Origin of the sequence: Salipaludibacillus agaradhaerens (assembly GCF_002019735.1) — a bacterium.
GTDB classification, from domain to species: domain Bacteria; phylum Bacillota; class Bacilli; order Bacillales; family Salisediminibacteriaceae; genus Salipaludibacillus; species Salipaludibacillus agaradhaerens.
In genome coordinates, this window is sequence record NZ_KV917378.1 from 3453650 (window position 1) to 3476179 (window position 22530).

Consider the following 22530-nt stretch of genomic DNA (forward strand, 5'->3'; position numbering starts at 1 on the left):
AGAATCGAGCGAAGATGAATGAGGCTATATGCTAAAGAAAGCCTTATTAAGGAGTTGGAATTATGAGTGAGCTCATAAACAAACAAAATTCTACAATGTCTAAGAAAAGAAGAAAAATTTCCAAGGATGAATCCTCTCTCTGGTGGATGTATATACCAGCATTTACTGCTGTTTCCCTTTTTATCATATATCCATTCCTTAATGGCATACAAATATCATTTACAGATTGGGACGGATTCTCTCAGGACTCAAATTGGATTGGTTTAGATCAATACAAGAGATTATTTTCGGACCCGCTGACGTGGTTAGTTGTAAGAAATACACTTCTATATGGTGTAGGAAGTACCTTCTTGCAATTAACAATAGGGCTTTTATATGCGTTACTTTTGAACCGAAGTATTAAGTTTAAAGCGTTAACACGAACGATTATATATTTACCTGTTATTATAAGCCCATTAATTATGGGATACATTTGGGTATTCTTTTTTGCTTATCAAGGTGGAGCATTAAATGATGTCATCATGTGGCTTGGTTTTGATCCTGTTAATGCGTTAGGTAATCCAAGTGTAAATCCGTGGATCATCGTATTAGTGAATACGTATCAATTTGTAGGGATTTCCATGATTATTTATTTAGCAGGGTTACAGGGAATCTCTAAGGATTATTATGAAGCAGCAGATATTGATGGGGCATCAGCATTTCAGCAATTCAAGAAAATTACGCTTCCTTTATTAATGCCTTCAATTACAATTAACGTCGTTTTAAATTTAATCGGCGGATTAAAGTTATTTGATGTTATCGTTTCTCTTACTGGGGGAGGACCAGGTAATGCATCCCAGTCTATGTCTACCTTTATGTATACGCTGTACTTTAGAAGAGAAGATGCAGGATATGCGGCGACACAAGGGGTTTTAATGACATTTATGATTTTAGCCATTAGTTTGATTGCGCTTATATACTTTAAGAGAAAAGAGGTTGAGGCATAGTGAAAACTACCACTAAATGGTTGTTATCCATTCTAGCTTTAATCATATCACTTATCCATTTCATACCATTTTATATATTAATGACGACGGCATTTAAAGATCGAACAGATTTTAGCTCACGATGGTTATTTCCAGATTATGTGTCATTCGCGAATTTTTTTGATGCGTGGGAGCGGGCAAACTTAACGAATGCTTTTATGAATTCAATCATTATAACTGTCGGTGCAGCTGTATTATTGATCTTCTTTGGTTCGATGGCTGCTTATCCATTAGCAAGAGTAAAGTCTAAAGTGAACCAATTTATATTTGGTCTCTTCGTTGCCATCATGGTAATTCCACCGTTAGCAGCATTAGTACCTCTCTACAACTTGGTTGTTCAAATGGGATTGATTAATACTCATGCCATCGCTATATTAAATAACTTTGCTAGCTTTTTACCATTAACCATTTTTCTATATGCTGGGTTTATAAAATCTACGATACCTAAAGAGTTAGAAGAAGCAGCGAGAATAGATGGGGCGGGAACAGTAACACTATTTTTCCGAATTGTCTTTCCGTTATTAAAGCCGATTACTGCGACGATACTCATTATTTCATCTGTCTATATATGGAACGATTATCAATTCGCTATATTTTTCCTTCAAGATAGTAGCGTGCATACACTGACTGTCACGTTATCAAACTTCTTTGGAGAAAATCAAAATAACCTTAATTTAGTTGCAGCGGCAGCTTTAATGGCTTCTTTACCAATGATTATAGTGTTCTTATTTCTGCAGAAGCACTTCGTTTCAGGGTTATCTTCAGGAGCTGTAAAGGGATAATGATAGGACAACTTCGATACGTTTAATTAGGGATTTGGGAGGACATGCCATGGGAATTACTTATAACGAAAAAGACAACACGTTTCACTTACAGGCTAAAGATACTAGCTATATTTTAAATGTGCGAGAAGGTGGCTATCTAGCACATTTGTACTGGGGTAAGAAAGTGGAAAAGTATAACGGTTCGAATGCACTTCGCTATTTTGATAGAGGATTTTCGCCAAACCCTGTTGGAGCAGGAACAGATCGTACTTTCTCGCTAGACACGTTACCACAAGAATACCCTAGTTATGGCACTACGGACTTTCGCAATCCAGCTTTTCAGGTGGAATTGGAAAACGGTTCTACGATTACGGATTTCCGTTACCAATCCCATAAAATCTTAAAAGGTAAGCCAGCATTAGAAGGATTACCTTCCACTTATGTTGAGACGGAAGACGAGGCTTGGACGCTTGAAGTTTTACTGACTGATACAGTCATTGATTTGCATGCAACGGTCACTTATACAGTGTTTACTAACTTTAATGCGATAACAAGATCTGTTCGTTTACAAAATAAAGGCAATGAAAATATGAAGATAGTAAAAGCGGCTAGCATGAATGTAGATTTTCATGAAGCTGATTTTGATTTTGTGACATTGCCGGGGGCCCATATTAGAGAACGCTACATTTCAAGAGTGCCAGTTAGAGAAGGTGTTCAATCAATAGAAAGCCGTAGGGGAGCTAGCAGTCATCAACAAAACCCTTTCATGGCTTTAGTAAGAAAAGAAACGGATGAATGTCATGGTGAGGTTTTCGCCTTTAACTTTGTTTATAGCGGAAATTTCTTAGGTTTAGTTGAAGTTGATCAATTTCAACAGACACGTGTCAATATGGGGATAAACCCTTTTGACTTTTCTTGGCTTTTAATGCCGGGAGACTCATTTCAAGCACCAGAAGTGGTGATGGTATATGCAGATAAAGGATTCAATGACATGTCAAATACGTTTCATAAACTTTACAGAACAAGACTTTGTAGAGGGGATTTCCGTGATAAAGAACGTCCTATATTAATTAACAACTGGGAAGCCACTTATTTTGATTTTAATGAAAATAAAATAATGGAAATTGCAGAACAGAGCAAGGAATTGGGTATTGAATTGTTTGTCCTTGATGATGGTTGGTTTGGAAAGCGGGATGATGATTTTACCTCGTTAGGTGACTGGGTTGTAGATAAAGATAAGCTCCCTAATGGTATGAAGCATTTAGCTGAAAAAGTTGAAGCGATGGATATGCAGTTTGGTCTTTGGTTTGAACCAGAAATGATTTCAGAAGAGAGTGACTTATATCGGAAACATCCTGATTGGTGCATCCATGTTCCAGGTCGAGGCCGCTCTACTGGACGTAGTCAGCTTATTTTAGACCTTTCTCGTGAAGAGGTGTGTCAAAATATTATCGACCAACTAACAGGCATTCTTTCAAATGCCCCAATCAGTTATGTGAAGTGGGATATGAATCGGCACATGACAGAAATCGGTTCAGCCGCTTTGCCTGCTAACCGACAAAGAGAGACAGCTCATCGTTATATGCTTGGTTTGTATAAGATCATGGAAGAATTAACAACAGCGTTTCCGCATATTCTCTTTGAAAGTTGTTCAGGTGGGGGAGGGCGTTTTGATCCGGGAATGCTCTATTACATGCCACAAGTGTGGACGAGTGATAATACAGATGCTATCTCGCGCTTGAAGATACAATATGGCACAAGCTTAGTTTATCCTATCAGTACAATGGGAGCGCATGTGTCAGCAGTACCCAATCATCAAGTACATCGTACCACAACGTTAAAGACGAGAGGTCATGTGGCCATGTCTGGAAATTTTGGATACGAATTAGATGTGACAGAATTAACAGAGAGTGAGCGAAAGCAGGTTTTTCAGCAAACGGCTTTTTATAAAAAAAATCGTGCGTTAATTCAATTTGGTGACTTTTATCGTCTCAAAAGCCCCTTTAATGGGAATGATGCCGCATGGATATTTGTTTCACCTAACAAAGAAGAAGCTGTATTTGTTTATGTGACTATATTAGCAGAACCAGCACCGCCGTTTAAGAAGGTCAAACTTGCCGGATTAGATGAAAGTAAAAGCTATCACATTGAAGAGATTAATCACGATTATAATGGTGATGAGTTAATGAATATTGGATTAAACATCCCATTATTAGAAGGGGATTTCCAGAGTATAATGTGGAAGCTATCAGCGACTTAAACATACTAACAGTATGTGAGACATGGAGTTACTTTAAGTTTAACTCAGTGGAGGAGTAGACATGTTTGATTTTGACAAAAGAATAGAGCTCCCTCATAAAGAAAATGATGTTTTGGCTGTTGGGGAGCTTCTTATTGATATGATATCGGTTGACTATGATGGGGATTTCGCTGGGAAGACGTTTAATAAATTTTTTGGAGGAGCCCCTTCAAATATTGCCATGAATATCACGAAGTTAGGAGGCCATTCAATTGTCGCCTCGGCTGTTGGACAGGATGGTTTAGGTCGGTATTTAATTAACCATTTAAAAGAAGCGGGGATGGATGCTAACTATATTCAGGAAGTGGATTGTGCTACGAGTATGGTATTAGTAACCAAAAGTAAAAGGAGTCCATCCCCTATCTTCTATCGAGATGCGGACATGTATTTATCGTATACTCCGGAGTTAGAACAGGCATTAATGGCGTCTAACATCATGCACTTTTCTTGTTGGCCTATCTCAAGGGTGCCTGTGAGACAGACGATTGAAAAACTAATTGATTTAGCAAGAAAAGAGCGCAAATTAATTTGTTTTGACCCTAATTATCATCCAATGATATGGAAAAAAGATGAAGATGGGGTTGCTTATATTAAATCACTCATTGAGAAAGTTGATATTATCAAACCTTCTGAAGATGATGCTGAAAGGTTATTTGGAAAAGATACGTATGACAATCACATCGCTCATTTTCTAAGACTAGGGGCAAAGCTTGTCATTATGACTCTTGGTAAGGATGGTGCTATCGTATCTAATGGAAAAGAGACGATAACGCTGAAATCGCTTGCTACAGATGTGATAGACACGACAGGTGCAGGAGATGCCTTTTGGTCAGGATTTTACACGGCTATCGTAAAAGGATATACGATTAGAGAAGCGTTAAATTTAGGTTCAGCAGTCAGTGCTTATAAGTTGAAGCATGAGGGTGCTGTTGTTGAACTGCCGAAGCTCCCTGTCATAAAAAAGGTTTATGGAATTTAGGAGGACACGACAATGGCATTAAAAAATAAAGTACAGCTAATCACTTATCCAGATTCTTTAGGGGGAAATTTGCAAGCTCTTAACCATGTACTTTCCACTTATTTTCCTAAAACGTTTCAAGGTGGTGTGCATATTCTCCCTCCTTTTCCTTCATCGGGAGATAGAGGATTTGCACCATTAACCTATTTAGAAATCGAGCCTGAATTTGGAACTTGGGATGATATTAAAACCATTGGTGAAGAGTATGATGTCTTGTTAGATTTGATGGTTAATCACATTTCTAGAAAGTCGAAATACTTTCAAGATTTTTTAAAAAAGGGTCGAAAATCAGCATATGCAGACTACTTTATTACACTAGATAAAATATGGGGAGATGGGGAACCCGTCCAAGAAGATATTGACAAAATGTTTTTACGTCGCTCATTACCATACTCCACGTTCACGATTGAAGAAACCGGAGAGGAAGAAAAGGTCTGGACGACGTTTGGGAAAACCGACCCTTCTGAACAAATCGATCTTGACGTAAAGTCTGAGAAAGTCAAACAGCTTTTCTACGATTTCTTTCATAACTTTAAACAAAACAATGTGAAGATTGTGAGATTAGATGCTGTTGGATATGTGATCAAAAAACTCGGTACAAGCTGCTTCTTTGTTGAACCAGACATTTATCAGTTTTTAGATTGGATTAAAGACCTGGCTGATTCTTTAGATATCGCATTATTACCTGAAGTCCATGCTCATTATACGATTCAATATAAGCTGGCAGAACACGGCTGCTGGATATATGATTTTATTCTACCTTATAGAATTCTAGATACGTTGATTAACAAAAACAGTACTGCTCTTTACGATTATCTTGAAACGAGACCGGAAAAGCAGTTTACGATGTTAGACTGTCATGACGGTATTCCAGTTAAACCAGATATGGATGACTTAATTGATACAAAGGAAGCAAAAGAATTAGTGGATGTATGTTTGGAGAGAGGCTCTAACTTAAGTTTAATTATGTCTGATGAACATAAAGATGTGGATGGGTTTGATGTTCATCAAATTAGGTGCTCATATTATTCTGTACTTAACTGTGACGATGATGCTTACTTAGCAGCCAGAGCTATTCAACTTTTTACACCAGGAATACCACAAGTCTACTATGTAGGGCTTTTGGCAGGAGAAAATAATCACAAAAAAATAGAAGAAACCGGTGACGGAAGGGAAATAAACCGACAGAACTTTAGTGTTGAAGAAATCGAGGCGTCACTAGAAAAAGACGTCGTACAGCGATTATTAAAATTAATCGACTTTAGAAATGACTACGAAGCATTTAATGGAGACTTCAGTGTACAAAAGTCAGCGGATCATGAAGTTATAATGGGATGGGTGAAAGACGGAAAACAGTGCTCATTGTTTATTGATTTAAATAATAGTCAATCTATCATCAAGTATACCGGTGAAAATGGCGAAATTATTAAGTATTATGTATAACACTAAACACTAGTAAATATAATAAAGCTTTTTAAATAATGAATGATAAACGAGACAAGGTTTTAGCCTTGTCTCGTTTTTTTCGTGGGTCTAATAGATAAAAGAGATTGTGTACTTATATAAAGTGACTATAACGTATTTAAATTGAAATAGTTCCTTCATTGTCTGCTTCAGGTCTCACTTCATGTGAATTAATTCACCAGTAAATAGTTTACTAAATAATTTACTAAATGTATTGACTAATAGAGTTATAGGATTTATCATTTGTATGAAAGGGTTTTCATAAAATTTCTTAGGGGGATTTTAAGCATGAAAAAAACAGTTTTGTTGTGTTCTGCTATGGTTATGATGCTTGCTGCTTGTGGAAATGAAGAAACGACTGACAATGCCACAGATAATAATGGTGGAGGGGAGACTCAGACTCTGACAGCATGGGCTTGGAATATTAACATCCCTGTATTGGAAGAGGCGGCTGAACGTTTTGCTGAAGAGAATCCAGGTTTTGAATTAGATATTGTAGAGCAAGGAACACCAGATGTTTATCAACAGATTACAACAGGGCTTCAGGCAGGGGGACAAGGACTGCCTGACATCATGCTTATAGAAGATGATCGTGTTCAAGGTTACTTAAATTCATTCCCAGAAGCTTTTCTGGATTTGTCAGAATACGGTTTTGACGATGAGCATGGCGAGAAATTTCCAGAATTTAAAACAGAGTTATTAACGTTAAATGACAGCATATACGGCGTGCCGTTTGATGCAGGACCAGCAGGTGTTTTTTACAGAGTAGATTTATTTGAAGAAGCAGGAATTGACGCGAATCAAATAGAAACGTGGGATGATTTCATAGAAGCAGGCCATACGTTAAGGGAAGAACTGGATGTTGCTTTAACGGGAATTGATATTAACAATGATGACGGCGTTTACAGAATGATGCTGAATCAGCAAGGGACATTTTATTTTAATGAAGAAGGCGAAATCAATTTGAACTCTCAAGAATCTATACAAGCCATGGAAGTCGTCAAACGGCTTCATGAGGAAGGCTTAAATGAAAATCTTGTAGGGTGGGATGCATGGCTTGGTGGGCTTGCTAACGGTAACGTGGCAACGGCGCCTTCAGGCGCATGGTTAACTGGTTCATTGACTGAACAGGCGCCTAACTTGGAAGGGGATTGGGATGTTATGCCACTTCCAGCCTTTGAAGAAGGTGGGAACCGGGCAGCTAACCTTGGAGGAAGTAACTATATGATATCAGCAAACTCTGAAAATCCAGATCTTGCTTATGATTTTATGGCCTTTTTCGCAACATCTGAAGAGGTGCAACTTGCCGCAATGGAAGGCGGATTATTCCCATCTTTAAACACGATATATGAGGAAGGGGTCTTTTCAGAACCAGTTGCTTATTTTAATGATCAACCGATTTGGGAAATGTTTGCAGGAATGATGGAAGATATTCCATACGCTAACTACACTGGAAATTACGCTGTGGCGAGAGATGAAGCAGAAACGGCCCAAGCAGAAGCCGTTGGTGGGCGCTCAGTTGAAGAGGCGTTAGAACGAGCAGCCAATCAACTGGACAATCGTATAAACTAGTAAGTCAATGGAATAAAGGGTGGATTTTCCAGCCCTTTATTCACTATTTATTATAGATAATCGTCCGTAACTCCCGTCTTAACATGGAGAGGAGAGTTAACTCCATTTAGACAGGAGATACCGGACGCTAATATCTTGATTTACTCAACGATCAATCAGTGGTGATGAACGAAAATCTCCATTGATTGAAGGTTCGTTTTACTAAATTAGAGATCATTAATAAAGGCTGGGTGAAAAAATGAATCAGACGAATAGAGCACCGTACTTTTTTATAGCGCCAGCTGTTATATTATTTTTACTATTTACAGCTTACCCTATATTAGCCTCCCTTTATTTAAGTTTTCAACGTTATGAAGGGGGGAGCTACTCGTTTGTAGGTCTCGCTAATTATAGTCGATTAATGGGGGATTCCATCTTTTGGACCGCCTTAAGTAATACGTTTATTATCTTTATTTTCCAAGTTCCGATTATGTTAATTTTGGCGATGATATTGGCGAGTGTTTTAAATAGTCAGTTGTTAAAGTTGAAAGGTTTTTTTCGAGTATCGTTTTTCTTACCGGCGGTCACATCTCTCGTTGCTTATTCTCTCTTGTTTTCTGTGATGCTACAAGATAACGGCCTGTTTAACGAGCTTTTAAGTTATATAGGAATCGGCCCTATTCCGTGGTTATCAGATGCCACCTGGGCAAAAGTCTCTATTATTATGGCGATGACATGGCGCTGGACAGGATATAATATGATTATTTTTCTTGCAGCACTTCAGAATATTCCAGAAGAAATGTATGAAGCTGCGTCTATTGATGGAGCAGGGAAAATAAGACAGTTTTTCTCTATTACAATACCAAATTTAAAACCTATCATTCTATTTGCGGGTATTTTATCGACCATTGGGACATTGCAATTATTCGATGAGCCATTCAACTTGACGAGTGGTGGACCAGGTAATGCGACGATGACACTTGGGCTTTATATTTATGAAAATGGTTTTGAGTATTTTGACTTCAGTTATGGTAGTGCAGTGGCATATGTGGTTGTTGTGTTAGTAGCCGTGTTATCGTTTGTCCAATTCAAATTTACGGGTGATAAGTCATGAAACAAAAAACGAAAGCACAAGTGATGTTCGGTAAGGTTGGTATGTACGTATTATTGGGAATATTTCTCGTTATCTCAATCTTCCCATTCTATTGGATGTTGGTAGGTTCTACTAATAGCTCTGATAAAATGTTCACGAGTCCGCCGACACTTTCCTTTGGTGGGCAGTTTATGGAGAACTTAATTAATTTAGATAATACCGTTGGAATCGGAAGAGTACTGTTTAATTCGCTTTTTGTTTCTGGTACTTATGTTGTTTTAGCCCTTATCGTCAGCTCTACAGCAGCATATGCTTTTGCTAAATTTGACTTTAAGGGAAGAAATGTTATTTTCACGATTTTGATTTTGTCGATGATGATCCCTTATCAAGCCACATTAATTCCTCTCTTTCAAATGATGTCGGCTTATGGGTTATTAAATACGTATTTCGCGCTTATTGCGCCCCAATTATGCTATCCGTTTGCCATCTTCCTTATGAGACAAAATTTCCTTGCTTTTCCGAGTGAACTCCTGGAATCAGCTAGGTTAGATGGCGCCGGTGAATTTAAAATCTTTTTGAAGATCGTTCTTCCATCAATGAAGCCAGCATTAGCAGCTACATCTATTTTCTTATTTATGTATCAGTGGAACAATTTTATGTGGCCGCTTGTGGCTATTAGAACACAAGACATGTATACATTCCCTGTGGCGTTATCAACCTTAAGTGGTGTATCGTATACCGATTATGGACAAATGATGATGGGGATATCGATCGCCACTGTTCCAATTATGATTTTCTTTCTTGTTTTACAAAGACATTTTATATCAGGGATGCTAGGAAGTGCTGTTAAATAGAAAGGATGACACGATGCTCACAACAGATAAAGACCAATTTTTACTGAATGGCGAGCCGTTCAGAATTCTATCAGGTAGTATTCACTATTTTAGAGTGGTGCCCGGCTACTGGCGGGATCGTCTTGAAAAGCTAAAAGCTTGCGGTTTAAATACCGTGGAAACGTATATTCCTTGGAATTTTCATGAGCCTAACAAACGTGATTTTCGCTTTGAAGGTATGAGAGATATAGAAGCATTTATTAAGGAAGCTGATGCATTAGGATTGTATGTTATTTTACGTCCTTCTCCTTACATTTGTGCTGAATGGGAAATGGGAGGACTGCCGGCTTGGCTGCTAAAAGATAGGGATATGATGTTAAGGTGTGCTGACCCTAGCTATTTGCAACATGTAAAAGAGTATTACGATGTTCTTTTGCCTAAGCTAGCAACTTATCAATATTCTAAAGGTGGTCCTGTCATAGCCTTTCAAATAGAAAATGAGTATGGGGCCTATGGGAATGACAAAGCGTATTTGAAAGCTATTAAAAGAATGTATGAAGCGCACGGAATTCAAGAGTTATTATTTACATCCGATGGTCCTGATATGATAAAAGCTGGCTCACTCGATAATGTGTTAACGACATTGAATTTTGGGTCTAAAGTAAAAGAGGCATACGAGCAGCTCGAGGACTATAAACCAGGTATTCCTAAGCTGTGTGCAGAGTTTTGGATAGGTTGGTTTGACAGCTGGGGCAATCCTCATCATACACGAGAAGCTGATAATACTGGTGATGTATTCAATGACATGCTTGAAGCAGGTGGCTCGGTCAATTTTTACATGTTCCATGGTGGAACGAATTTCCATTTCTATAATGGCGCAAATCATTATCAAACATATGAACCTACAATTACGAGCTATGATTATGATGCCTTATTGACAGAGTCCGGTGATATAACAGATAAATACAGAAACGTGCATGAGGTTCTTCAGAACTACCATTCACAACTTGAACCGCTGCCAACGTTTAAGACAGAGAGGTTAGGGCCGCAAACGATTAAAATGACACGCTCCGTGAGTATTTTTGATACATTGTCGTCAGTTTCACGTCGATTACAGAGTAAAGCCCCACTTTCAATGGAACAGGCTGATCAAGCTTATGGTTATATGCTTTATCGAACACAAGTACCAGGCAAGGGGGCTTACACCATAGATTTAGAGCCTATTAGAGATCGTGCTTACCTTTATATTAATGGGGAATTTAAGAAAACGTTTTATAGGAATGATAAAATAAAGGAAATAAAGCTTGATTTTCCTAATGAAGTCAATATATTCGAGATTTTTGTAGAGAATATGGGCCGGGTCAATTATGGTAAGTATTTAAAGGATCGAAAAGGTTTAATTGATAACATATGGATTAATAATCAGTATATGTTTGACTGGGAGATGTACGCCATTGAGTTAGAGGATTTTTCATTAGATTTTTCAGATCAAACCGAGACGCGCTTTCCAAAGTTTTACACAGGGGAAGTTACGTTGGATCATCCGAAAGATACGTTTATTAATCTAGATGGCTGGAAAAAAGGAAATGTCTTTGTTAATGGTTTTAATTTAGGAAGATATTGGGAAGTTGGCCCTCAGAAAACGCTTTACTTGCCTGGTCCTTTACTTGTTAAAGGCGTAAATACACTATGTGTGCTTGAGTTGGAAGGAACAGCAACTGACCATATTTTATTTACAGACCAGCCGAATTTAGGATAATGTCAGGTACTAAAAGAAAGGAAGAAAGCAGATGGCAACAATTAAAGATATTGCAGATAGAGCTGGCGTCTCAGCATCCACAGTATCAAGGGTCCTAAACTATGACCAATCATTATCTGTGGCAGTTGAAACGAAGAAAAAGATATTTGAAGCAGCTGAGGAGCTTTCTTATCACAAAGTAAGAGGGAGAAAATCAGTTGAAAGGCAGATTGCTTTTTTACACTGGGTCAACGAGCGGGAAGAACTAGATGACATATATTACATGGCTATTCGATTTGGTATAGAGAAGCGGGCGGAAGCGTCACATGTAAAGCTATTGAAATATGATGAGCTTAACTTTGAAAATATTGAAGAGGACATAGAGGGAATCATTGCTGTAGGGCGCTTTAATCCAGACCAAGTGTCTCAATTGAAAAAAGTGTCTAAAAAAATTGTATTTGTGGATTCTAACCCAGATGAGGGTGTGTCAGATGCAGTTCTCGTAGATTTTGAATGGGTGACAAAATTGGTCATTGATTACTTTCTGAAAAAAGGATTTAACGATATCGGATTTATCGGTGGATATGAAACGTATAAAGATACGATTGCTCCGATTCAAGACGCTCGTGAGAAGTATTATCGTGCTTATATGGCGGAAAAAGGGAAATTAAACGAAGCATTTATCTTTGTTTCCAAATTCTCAGTCGAATCAGGCTATCAATTAATGAAAGAAGCGATAGAAAAATTAGGTGATAACTTACCAGAGGCTTTTTATGTGGCTAACGACCCTTTAGCTATTGGGTGTTTACGTGCTTTGCACGAGGCAGGAATATCAGTTCCTGATAGGGTGAGCTTAATTGGTGTCAATGATATCACCGTTTCCAAATACGTCTATCCTTCTTTAAGCTCCGTCAAAATTTATACAGAGCTCATGGGTGAAACAGCAGTGGACTTAATTTTAGAAAAAATAGAAGAAAAGCGAAAAGTAGCAAAGAAAGTCTATATATCGAATAAGCTGAAAATTAGGCAAACGTAATGTTTGTCTCTACATAAACAACGTTTAAGGCTGACGGACAATTATCGTTGGCCTAGGAGGAGATGGATAAGATGTATATCGGTGTAGATTATTATCCAGAACAATGGCCAAAAGAGAGATGGAAAATGGACCTCGAATTAATGCAACAGCTCGGAATAAATGTGATTAGGATTGGCGAATTCGCTTGGGGACTTATAGAGCCAGAAGAAGGCATTTTTGACTTTTCATTATTCGATGAAGCTTTAGACTTGATGTATGAATACGGATTTGATGTCGTGCTCGGCACACCAACTGCTACACCGCCTGCATGGTTAATTGAAAAGTATCCGGATGTCCTGCCAGTCGATAAATATGGACGTAAAATAGGGTTTGGTGCAAGAAGACATTACACGGTTAACAGTGAGGTCTATCAATGTCTATCCAAAAAGATAGTACAAAAAATGGGCGAGCATTATGGGCATCATCCAGCTGTCATTGGTTGGCAAACTGATAATGAATATGGGCATGAGCAATCAGATCGCAGCTACGGAGAATATGACAAGCAAGCCTTCCATGCTTGGCTTCAAAAGAAGTATGGAACCTTAGATGAATTAAATAAGCGGTGGGGGACGATTTTTTGGAGTCAGACATACACAAAGTGGTGTCAAATCCCAGTCCCAACTGTCGTCTATCAAGAACATAATCCTAGCCTGTTACTAGATTTCGATCGCTTTTGTGCGGACGCATACACACGTTACAATAAGTTGCAAGTTGACACGTTAAGAGAGTCTATTTCAGACAGGCAATTTATTACCCATAATTTTGTGTATACAGGGTTAGCCATTGATCAGTTGGACATGGCAAAAGACCTTGATTTTATATCGTTTGATAATTATCCCGTATGGGGGGGATTAGCAGAACCCATTACGCCAGCAGCCATTGCTCGACAGCACGACCTGTGTCGAGGGACCAAAGATGGAAAGAATTATTGGGTCATGGAGGAATTATCCGGGGCACAAGGGTGGAGTCAGATTGGTTATTTACCTAGACCGGGTCACTTAAAACTTTGGACATACCAAGCGATCTCTCGTGGCGCTGAGGCCATCGTCTATTTTCGCTGGCGTGCGGCACGTTATGGTACTGAACAATTTTGTCATGGTATTTTAGACCATGACGGAAAACCTGGAAGGAAATATGTGGAAGTGAAAGACGTGATTGCGTCTTTAGCCCCTTTCGCCGATAAATGGATAACCTCAAAGGTTCAAGCTGACGTGGCATTTTATCATGACCCAGAGAATGATTGGGCTTGGCAGATTCAACCGCAATCTGATCAATTTAATTATATAAATGAATGCCTTAGATTTTACGCACCTGCCCATGATCTGAATGTCCAGACAGATATGATTCGCGGTCATGAAGATTTCTCAACCTATAAAGTGATCATTGTTCCTATATACTTTTTGACAAAAAAGCATGTCAATGACCGGTTAAAAGATTATGTGAAACGTGGTGGCACTGTCATTTTCACTTATCGTGCAGGGGTAAAGAACGAAGATAATGTGGTCACTGATCTCACATTACCAGGAGACATTGCAGACATGGCAGGGATTTCGATCCGGGATTATGAGTCACTTAGAGAACAGAAAAGCTCATCAATTAGAGGGATTTCAGCTCCTCTTTTAACTCATAGGTCACCTGTCCATGTTTGGTGTGATTATATTGAAGCGGATTCAGCGGAAGTACTTGCCGTATATGAAGATGAGTGGTTTAGCGATAAAGCTGCGATAACGAAGAATAGCTATGGTAACGGAGATGTTTATTATATTGGTTGTGGTGTGGAGCACGATTTCTTAAAGCGCTTATATATTGATATTTTCAACAATACAGGGATAGCTGTCCACGAAACACCTTCTAATATAGAAGTGATAAGACGCGAGACGTCCTCTCACAGTTATTTAACAGTGCTTAATCATGACGTAAATCAAGGCTATGACGTTGAACTTCCTGACCAAGGACAGCCTTGGAAAGACATTGAAACTGGGAAAATATATGATAGGAACGTGCATGTGCCACGTCTAGGATGCTTAGTATGTGTGAGAGATAAATAGTGATTGGGGACAGTCTCCTCGGGGTAGTGGGGACTGTCTTTCATATAGTTGGACGTCTGTTAACGGAAACGACATCATGTGTATTTAAATGACTGCAGTTTGATAGTGTGAAATAACGGCAGGTTGGCACTGTAAAGTTTAGAAGAGATTCTTGAATCGGGTATTGGAGGGAAAGATATGAGTGTAGAGGTAATGTGTAATGAGCAGCGATTCGTCTTAGAAACGGCAAATACAGCCTATGTTTTAGATATACATGAAGGGGGTCATCTACAACATATCTATTGGGGAAAGAAATTGGCTCATAATTGTGATTATAAGGCGATGCGTCCTTTTGTGATAGCGCATTCCTCATTTGAAGCAACAAGAGGTGTGATGGGATATGAGTTTGTCCCGTGGGGTGAAATGGTTTATTCTGAACCGACATTTAAAGCGTCAAATTCAACAGGTGAAAGAGGATTCGATTGGATATACGAAGACTATAAGCTTGAAACAGTTAATGACCAACTCACCGAGTTATCTCTTTGTTTAACCGATAAATTAGGACGATATCGTATTCAGCTCATATACGGCGTGTATAAAGAATACGATATGATTAGTCGTCGTTTAGCGGTCATAAATGAGAGTGAAGAGCTATTAACTCTTGAAGCCGCTCGCTCTTTACAGGTGGCATTTAAACCTGGTCAAGTTAGTCGGTTCACTCATTTAGCAGGTAAGTGGGTTGGCGAATTTCAAGTAATCCAAGAAACGCTTAGTGAAGGAAGAAAGACAATTGATAGCAGGCGGGGTAATACATCCCATCAAGCTAACCCGTGGTTTGCAGTGGATGCGGATGCAACAGAAGAGACTGGTGATGTGTGGTTTGGGCATTTAGCTTATTCAGGAAACTGGGACATTCATGTGGAGAAAGATGCTTTCGGTTTAGTGCAGCTTTGTGGTGGTATGACAGACTTTGATTTTTCAAAAGTGTTAAAGGCTAATGAGTCTTTTGAAACACCTCCGTTTTTTATAGGTTATAGTGAAAATGGTTTTTCAGGTATGAGTCATCTGACGCACCGCTTTCAACGTGATGTCATCTTACCAAAAGATCATCGAGATCATTTGAGAAAAGTTCTCTATAATTCCTGGGAAGCGACTTATTTTGATGTGTCGGTGGACGAGCAAAAACGACTTGCAGAAAAAGCAGCAACTATCGGATGTGAGCTATTTGTCATTGATGATGGCTGGTTTGGTGAAAGGCATTCTGATCAAGCTGGTCTAGGTGATTGGTATGTCAATCAAGACAAATTCCCAAACGGGTTATCAGAGTTAATCTCACACGTTAAGTCTTTAAACATGGCGTTTGGTATATGGGTGGAGCCTGAAATGGTGAATAAAGATAGTCAGTTGTATGACCAACATCCTGATTGGGTCTATCAATTTTCAAACAAAAATCATACAGAGGCTCGTCACCAACTTGTCCTTAACCTTGGGAAAAAGGAGGTAAGAGCCTATATTAAGAATTGGCTTGGAGAGCTGCTTGCTAAGCATGATATTCATTTTATTAAATGGGATATGAATCGTGCCTTTTCAGAACCGGGTATAGTAGAAAAATCTCATGGTGCGATGAACCATACGAAAATGTCACACGACCAGCAACAGCTCTGGATGGAACATGTGAAAGGTTTGTATGAGGTTATTGATCATATCAAAAATAAGCATCCTCACGTTGTGATTGAAACATGCTCCGGAGGAGGTGGGAGAGTAGATCTCGGCATTCTTCAGAGAACTGACCAGTTTTGGACGAGTGATAATACAGATGCTGTTGATCGGCTTTCGATTCAATACGGGGCGTCATTTGCCTATAATGCGAAGGCGATGATGTGTTGGATAACGGATTCACCCAATTGGTTGAATCAGCGGGAAGTTCCTTTAACCTACAGATGTCATGTAGCGATGTTAGGGGCATTAGGAGTTGGAGGAAATCTTGACCACTGGGATGACATAGAATTGGCTGAAACTGCAAAATGGATCGCTTATTATAAAGAAATAAGAAGGACTGTCCAAGAAGGTAATCAATATCGGTTAGCTTCTCCGACAATCAGCTCCCGAACTGATTATACAGCAATACAATATGTCTCAGAAGATAAAAAACATAGCGTCGTCTTTCTATTTGAGGATGGCCTTAAATATGGAGAGCAGTTAACGTTAATAACGTTTAAAGGTCTTGACCCAGAAGCCTATTACAAAGACCAATCAGGCTTTAAAGCAACTGGCTCATTTTTTATGAATGCTGGCATTCAGTGGCAACTTTCAAAACAATACACCAGTGAGATTTATGAGCTACACAAATGTGAGGAATGATGGCACCTATCGGATCATTTAGAAACAAAATATTCGACTTTTTGCTAGCCATTTTTGTAAAATGAAGTAAGAAGCCATTTTATAAAGGGAAGGATGAGACTGCTAATGTATGATGTTATAGTTGTGGGAGCAGGACCAGCAGGCGCAAGCGCAGCTCTTTTTACCGCTAAAGCAGGCAAGAGAACTCTTTTGATCGACAGTGATAAAAGCATAACTAAGAAAGCGTGGATAGAAAACCACTATGGAGTAAAAGAAGTCACAGGGCCAGACTTAATAGAAACAGGAATTGAACAAACGAAAAAATTCGGTGCCATAGTAGAAAAAAGCGCAGTAACAGCTGTTATAAGTAACGAGAAAACTGTAAATGTCACAACTGAAAGTAGTACTTATGAAGCGCGTCATGTCATCTTAGCAACGGGTATCCTAGCTGATATAGCAGAAAAGTCTGGGATAGAAACAGTGGAAGGAACAGAACCACGAATTAAGACGGTCATTAAGGTAGATCGTGACGGTAAAACAAATAAACCAGGAGTATGGGCAGCTGGCACGTGTGCAGGCCTCAGTGTTCACACGATCATTACTGCAGGCCATGGCGCTGAGGTAGCGATTAATGTCATTAGTGAATTAAATGGCGAACGTTATGTGGATCATGATATTTTAAAATAAGGTAAAAAGGATTGGGAGAGGAGGACGATCCCAATCTTTTTTGCTCAAATCGGGAGAAAATTAGATTGTAAACGATTTAATACCTGAATAAAAGTTAAAATTATGAAATAGCCCTTTCGTTCGTTATAGAGTTTCTTTATACTGTTTGTAGTGATCATTTTAAGTGTGGAAGGAGGGGAGAAGGGAAATGCTGTGGATTAATAGGCTGAAGCGTCTGTTTCGAGAGGGTGAAGAGCATCCACAAGCTGAAGATCCGCTTCACATGGTGGATGACCTCTTAGATGAATTAAATAGTGAGCTTGAGGATATGAAAATATCATTAAATAAACAAGTAGCTGCTGAAAAACGTCTTAAACGGCGACTAGATGAGGCTAAAGTGGACTCATGGCAACGAGAAAAGGATGCCCGTCATTTTTTAGCAGAAGGTGATGACGATTCAGCTAGACTGGCGCTTATTAAAAAGGAGCAGTTAGATAAGCATGTTCAGGAAATTGCCAGCTTATATGCAGGGGCTCAGACACATAAGCAGGACATCATGCAGCATATTAATGAACAAATGGCGAAATACGAACATCTACAGCAAAAAAAGAATGATTTACAAATGAAACGAAACTTTCCTTCCCCTTCCGCCGTAAATGACATTGAAGAAGCAATGATAGTTGATGAGGCGAGTGGGAATACCGATTTAGGTCAGCAGGGATCAGATGATGAGAATCAGCGTGTTGAAAAGACATTGGAAGAATTAAAACGATCTATTAAGAACAGAAATTAGGTGGCATTATGGAGATGTTCGGTTATTCAATTGAATCCATTTACCTTTTTTTATTAATCGCTGGTGTTATACTAACAATCCTCTACATATTGATCGGCGATTTGCTTGAGGGGTTAATGAATATAGGGATTGATGGTCTCTTTAACCCGATCACAATCATTGGTTACATTACACTTGTAGGAGGATTTGGCTACGTTCTTGAAACAATCGCCTTTTTCATGGCACCTTGGACGATCTTAGTCATTAATTTGCTTATTTCAGCGATTGTGATTATTCTTGTGAATTATTTTATTATTCTTCCGTTTAAGCGATCCGAGAAAAATACCTCTTACTCTATTAAAGAATTAAAAGGGGCCGTTGGTGAAGTGTTTACTACCATTCCGGCTGATGGCTTCGGAGAGATTATTATTTCTCGCCCTCACGGGACTGTCAGTAAAGCCGCAAAAAGCTTTGATGGTGAAGCCCTTCCTGAAGGAACCAACATTCTTGTCATTGATATTGATGAGGAAGGTGTTTTTCTTGTGTCAAAGCACTATGACTAATAAAGAAGACTATAAATAAGCACGCTGATACTTATTAATGTTGGAAGTTTAGCTGACCATGTCGAGTGAAGCTCATTTAGTCAATTCGTCTAATCATGTCTCATAGAGGCTAGTCATGTTTCTTATTAATCCTTTAATAGCTCTGTTCTTATTAAAGGCTAACGTAAGACCCTCTAGCTATTGCCGATATGGCAGTGCCAGAGGTGAAAAAAAGAGTGAAGCATAAAAGACGTCATTACACATTAAAGGAGTGGAATAATGGAAGGGATGTTTTTAGTAGCCGTTGTAGTTGGTCTAGTATTTCTCGTTCTTTTGGGTGTTTACTTTACACGTTATCAAACATCTGGTCCGAACGAAGCACTTATTGTAACAGGTAGTTACTTAGGAAAAGGCAAAAATGTTTCGGAAGATGCAGAAGGTAAAAAAATGAAAATCATTCGTGGTGGCGGGGCGTTTGTTGTTCCAGTCTTCCAGCAATACGCTAAATTTAGTTTAGCTAACTATAGTTTGGATGTACGAACGAGTGGCGCTTATACTGAACAAGGGGTTCCAGTTTCCGTAGACGGTGTTGCGATTATAAAAGTAGGCTCAACGATGGAGGAAATCGCCACAGCTGCTGAACAATACTTAGGTAAAAAAACAGATGAATTTGAAGAAGAAGTCCAAGATGTCTTAAGAGGTCATTTACGATCCATTCTTGGCTCTATGAGTGTGGAAGACATTAATAACAATAGAGAAAGATTTAACCAAGAAGTGCAAGCTGTTGCTTCGCGAGATTTTAATAAAATGGGGCTTGAAATTAAGTCGTTTACACTACAAGAAGTAACCGATGCTCAAGGGTATCTTGATGCACTTGGTAAACCGAGAATTGCAGAAATTAAACGGAATGCAGCAGTGGCGGAAGCTGAGCGGAAGAAAGAAGCAAGAATTGAAAATGCCCGTGCAGAGCAAGAAGCTAAAGCCCAAGAGCTTATCAGAGACACAGAAATTGCCAACTCTGAAAAGGAAAAGCAATTAAAGATTGCTCAATATACACGTGAGCAAGATCAAGCTCGAGCCGAAGCTGATCAGGCTTATGATTTACAAACGGCCAAATCAAAGCAACAAGTAACACAAGAGCAAATGCAAATTCAAATTATTGAACGAGATAAACAGATTGAACTTGAAGAACGTGAAATTATTCGTCGTGAAAAACAATATGATGCAGAAGTTCGTAAAAAAGCAGATGCTGACCGTTATGAGCAAGAGCAAAGAGCTGAAGCGGCAAAAGTACAGCAGATGAGAGCTGCAGAAGCGAGCCAATATCAAATTGAAGCCGAAGCGAAAGCCAATGCTGATGCAGAAAGATATCGCGGTGAAGCAGAAGCCACGGTTACCTTTAAAAAAGGTGAAGCAGAAGCGAGCGTTATCTTTAAAAAGGGTGAAGCGGAAGCCGAAGCAAAGAAAAAACTGGCCGAAGCTTACAGGTACTATGGTGAAGCGGCTAAACTCAGCATGATTCTGGAGATGCTTCCAGCCTATGCAAAAGAGATTTCTGCCCCACTTAGTGCGATTGATAAAGTCACTGTTGTGGATACAGGCGGCAGCGGCAAGAATGGTGGTCCAAGTGGTGCTGGTAAAATGTCGTCCTATGTGACGGATTTAATGGCTACGCTACCGGAAAACTTGAAGGCGGCATCGGGCATAGATGTCAATGAACTTCTAGAAAACTTTACTGGAAAAGGTAATGTAGATTCAACAGATCACCAAGTACCAGCTGAAGCCCCTGAGAAAACGGAGAAACAAGTAGAAAATAATGAAAATTAATTACTAATTGCTTTGAGATAGTTTATCACACCATAACCGTCCGAAAACTCCCGCTTCAAAATAGAGAGGAGAAATAAATCTATTTAAGCGGGAGAAACGAACGCAAATACCTTGATTCACTCAACGATCAATCAGTGGGGGAAAAACACCCACTGATTGATCGTTCGTTCTATATTAGTGCAGTCTATGTCGTTATTATAGCGTCATAGGCTTTTTCATATGGACATACTTATAATTAACGCGTTTTTTATGTGGTGACAAAACAAAGGAATATCTCTCAAGAAAGGCACAATAAGTTTACCACAGATAAGCGTTCGTAAAACTGCCAGCTTGATATAGAGAGGAGAGCTAAAGCTATTTAGTCAGGAGTTAACGACCGCTAATGTCCTGATTAACTCAACTACCAATCAGTGGAAAAGAGCAAAACGTCCACTGATTGAAGGTTCGTTTTATGTGATTTTTGGTTTGCATAGAAACAACTTAGTTTAACTATCGTCTAAATAAGTGACGTTTGAAAGATACGACTTAATTTCTAAGTGAGGTGGAAGGAGCATGAAGTTATTTGTCATGAATCTCAGTCTAACGAGTGTTATCGTGTGCACGCTACTTACTTTATTTATAAACGATTTACAAGCTCATGCAGATGATTTTACAGACAACGTGATTGAATGGGAAAAAGAGGGTGTCGATCTTAATCATACTGAATCAACTGAAATCGTGTTAGCATATATTAATGACCATTTAAGTGACTCATTTGCAAGTATGCATATAGATAGAACTGACAATGATCTTGGTCTCCTCGTCTTTTCTTTCATTAACCCTATTGATAAAGCACATAAAGAAGAGATGGAGCAATTAGTAAAAGAACCGACAGACATTATATTTAGAAACGTCGATTATACTGAACAGGCGTTAAGTGAGAAGCAGGCAGAAATTGATGCGGAATGGACGTGGTTTGAAGAAAAAGGGATATCCCTTCTTCACACAGGTGTTGACATCATAGGTAATCAGGTAGAATTAGGTGTTTTACCGTACACGAATGAAACGGCTCAACTGATTTATGATGAGTTCGGTGAAGATATGATACATGTAGTTGAAGGTCAGGAGATAGATCTTCTAGTAAATGAGAGCAATTTATCCGCAAAAAATGACCATTTGAACGAAGCGGAAGTTAACGAAGTGAAAGACGAACACTCAATCTTTCAACACCTCCTTAATTTTTTCCGTCAACTGTTTGGATGAAGGTTGAATATCCAATGATACGAAGAGTTTTAATGCTTCATTAATAGGGAAGATCAGCCTATTAGTCGGTTTTACAGGTGAAGTTTTACCACAGACAACCGTCCGTAAAACGCCGCTGATTGAAGGTTCGTTTGAGAGAAGTGAGTTCGTTTAATTGAACATAGATATGAAAGGTAAAAGGGCATCTTTGTAAAGGTAGCTCTTTTAGTTTGAGTTTTAAGCCGATGCTTGAATTCATATGTTACGATAGATAA

At 39.0% G+C, this 22530-nt stretch carries 17 protein-coding genes; all 17 read left to right on the top strand.

What is annotated here, in order from left to right; genetic code table 11:
* Positions 1 to 62 precede the first annotated feature (62 nt).
* The 17 genes from BK581_RS15865 to BK581_RS15945 all read left to right on the top strand — a co-directional run bounded on the left by BK581_RS15865 (position 63) and on the right by BK581_RS15945 (position 22276).
* On the top strand, positions 63 to 986 hold the full coding sequence (locus BK581_RS15865; RefSeq protein ID WP_078579082.1) for a carbohydrate ABC transporter permease: 924 nt from the start codon (positions 63 to 65) through the stop codon (positions 984 to 986).
* Positions 986 to 1807 (top strand): carbohydrate ABC transporter permease, encoded by an 822-nt coding sequence (locus tag BK581_RS15870; protein WP_245829095.1) that lies wholly within the window; start codon positions 986 to 988, stop codon positions 1805 to 1807. The genes BK581_RS15865 and BK581_RS15870 overlap by 1 nt, the downstream gene beginning before the upstream one ends.
* Before the next feature lie 49 nt (positions 1808 to 1856).
* Positions 1857 to 4049 carry an alpha-galactosidase gene (locus tag BK581_RS15875; protein WP_078579083.1) on the top strand — a complete coding sequence of 731 codons (2193 nt, stop codon included), beginning with the start codon at positions 1857 to 1859 and terminating at the stop codon, positions 4047 to 4049.
* 61 nt (positions 4050 to 4110) lie between these two features.
* The gene (locus BK581_RS15880; protein WP_078579084.1) at positions 4111 to 5067 is read left to right on the top strand and encodes a carbohydrate kinase family protein; all 957 of its coding nucleotides are present in this window, start codon (positions 4111 to 4113) and stop codon (positions 5065 to 5067) included.
* Positions 5068 to 5079: 12 nt separating this feature from the next.
* Positions 5080 to 6549 carry a sucrose phosphorylase gene (gene gtfA, locus BK581_RS15885; protein WP_078579085.1) on the top strand — a complete coding sequence of 490 codons (1470 nt, stop codon included), beginning with the start codon at positions 5080 to 5082 and terminating at the stop codon, positions 6547 to 6549.
* Between the two features lie 309 nt (positions 6550 to 6858).
* A complete protein-coding gene (locus BK581_RS15890; protein ID WP_078579086.1) occupies positions 6859 to 8142 on the top strand; it encodes an ABC transporter substrate-binding protein in 1284 nt (427 codons plus the stop codon).
* 238 nt (positions 8143 to 8380) lie between these two features.
* Positions 8381 to 9235 (top strand): carbohydrate ABC transporter permease, encoded by an 855-nt coding sequence (locus BK581_RS15895; protein ID WP_078579087.1) that lies wholly within the window; start codon positions 8381 to 8383, stop codon positions 9233 to 9235.
* On the top strand, positions 9232 to 10068 hold the full coding sequence (locus BK581_RS15900) for a carbohydrate ABC transporter permease (RefSeq protein WP_211273965.1): 837 nt from the start codon (positions 9232 to 9234) through the stop codon (positions 10066 to 10068). The genes BK581_RS15895 and BK581_RS15900 overlap by 4 nt, the downstream gene beginning before the upstream one ends.
* A complete protein-coding gene (locus BK581_RS15905; protein ID WP_322788441.1) occupies positions 10055 to 11806 on the top strand; it encodes a glycoside hydrolase family 35 protein in 1752 nt (583 codons plus the stop codon). Before BK581_RS15900 ends, BK581_RS15905 begins: the two co-directional genes overlap by 14 nt.
* Before the next feature lie 31 nt (positions 11807 to 11837).
* Positions 11838 to 12821, top strand: a complete 984-nt coding sequence (locus BK581_RS15910; RefSeq protein WP_078579088.1) for a LacI family DNA-binding transcriptional regulator — start codon at positions 11838 to 11840, stop codon at positions 12819 to 12821.
* Positions 12822 to 12883: 62 nt separating this feature from the next.
* On the top strand, positions 12884 to 14908 hold the full coding sequence (locus BK581_RS15915; RefSeq protein WP_245829098.1) for a beta-galactosidase: 2025 nt from the start codon (positions 12884 to 12886) through the stop codon (positions 14906 to 14908).
* Positions 14909 to 15085: 177 nt separating this feature from the next.
* Positions 15086 to 17248 (top strand): alpha-galactosidase, encoded by a 2163-nt coding sequence (locus BK581_RS15920; RefSeq protein ID WP_078579090.1) that lies wholly within the window; start codon positions 15086 to 15088, stop codon positions 17246 to 17248.
* Positions 17249 to 17353: 105 nt separating this feature from the next.
* A complete protein-coding gene (locus BK581_RS15925; protein ID WP_078579091.1) occupies positions 17354 to 17914 on the top strand; it encodes an FAD-dependent oxidoreductase in 561 nt (186 codons plus the stop codon).
* A gap of 187 nt (positions 17915 to 18101) precedes the next feature.
* Positions 18102 to 18686, top strand: a complete 585-nt coding sequence (locus BK581_RS15930; RefSeq protein ID WP_078579092.1) for a PspA/IM30 family protein — start codon at positions 18102 to 18104, stop codon at positions 18684 to 18686.
* Between the two features lie 8 nt (positions 18687 to 18694).
* On the top strand, positions 18695 to 19228 hold the full coding sequence (locus tag BK581_RS15935; protein WP_078579093.1) for a hypothetical protein: 534 nt from the start codon (positions 18695 to 18697) through the stop codon (positions 19226 to 19228).
* A gap of 258 nt (positions 19229 to 19486) precedes the next feature.
* Positions 19487 to 21034 carry an SPFH domain-containing protein gene (locus BK581_RS15940; protein ID WP_078579094.1) on the top strand — a complete coding sequence of 516 codons (1548 nt, stop codon included), beginning with the start codon at positions 19487 to 19489 and terminating at the stop codon, positions 21032 to 21034.
* Between the two features lie 552 nt (positions 21035 to 21586).
* The gene (locus BK581_RS15945) at positions 21587 to 22276 is read left to right on the top strand and encodes a hypothetical protein (protein WP_078579095.1); all 690 of its coding nucleotides are present in this window, start codon (positions 21587 to 21589) and stop codon (positions 22274 to 22276) included.
* The last annotated feature ends 254 nt before the right edge of the window (positions 22277 to 22530 follow it).

Excerpts from the sequence above, each read along its gene's own strand:
- BK581_RS15865 (WP_078579082.1), top strand. The coding sequence starts at position 63 with ATGAGTGAGCTCATAAACAAACAAAATTCTACAATGTCTAAGAAAAGA.
- BK581_RS15875 (WP_078579083.1), top strand. The coding sequence starts at position 1,857 with ATGGGAATTACTTATAACGAAAAAGACAACACGTTTCACTTACAGGCT.
- BK581_RS15880 (WP_078579084.1), top strand. The coding sequence starts at position 4,111 with ATGTTTGATTTTGACAAAAGAATAGAGCTCCCTCATAAAGAAAATGAT.
- gtfA (WP_078579085.1), top strand. The coding sequence starts at position 5,080 with ATGGCATTAAAAAATAAAGTACAGCTAATCACTTATCCAGATTCTTTA.
- BK581_RS15890 (WP_078579086.1), top strand. The coding sequence starts at position 6,859 with ATGAAAAAAACAGTTTTGTTGTGTTCTGCTATGGTTATGATGCTTGCT.
- BK581_RS15895 (WP_078579087.1), top strand. The coding sequence starts at position 8,381 with ATGAATCAGACGAATAGAGCACCGTACTTTTTTATAGCGCCAGCTGTT.
- BK581_RS15900 (WP_211273965.1), top strand. The coding sequence starts at position 9,232 with ATGAAACAAAAAACGAAAGCACAAGTGATGTTCGGTAAGGTTGGTATG.
- BK581_RS15910 (WP_078579088.1), top strand. The coding sequence starts at position 11,838 with ATGGCAACAATTAAAGATATTGCAGATAGAGCTGGCGTCTCAGCATCC.
- BK581_RS15915 (WP_245829098.1), top strand. The coding sequence starts at position 12,884 with ATGGATAAGATGTATATCGGTGTAGATTATTATCCAGAACAATGGCCA.
- BK581_RS15920 (WP_078579090.1), top strand. The coding sequence starts at position 15,086 with ATGAGTGTAGAGGTAATGTGTAATGAGCAGCGATTCGTCTTAGAAACG.
- BK581_RS15925 (WP_078579091.1), top strand. The coding sequence starts at position 17,354 with ATGTATGATGTTATAGTTGTGGGAGCAGGACCAGCAGGCGCAAGCGCA.
- BK581_RS15930 (WP_078579092.1), top strand. The coding sequence starts at position 18,102 with ATGCTGTGGATTAATAGGCTGAAGCGTCTGTTTCGAGAGGGTGAAGAG.
- BK581_RS15935 (WP_078579093.1), top strand. The coding sequence starts at position 18,695 with ATGGAGATGTTCGGTTATTCAATTGAATCCATTTACCTTTTTTTATTA.
- BK581_RS15940 (WP_078579094.1), top strand. The coding sequence starts at position 19,487 with ATGGAAGGGATGTTTTTAGTAGCCGTTGTAGTTGGTCTAGTATTTCTC.
- BK581_RS15945 (WP_078579095.1), top strand. The coding sequence starts at position 21,587 with ATGAAGTTATTTGTCATGAATCTCAGTCTAACGAGTGTTATCGTGTGC.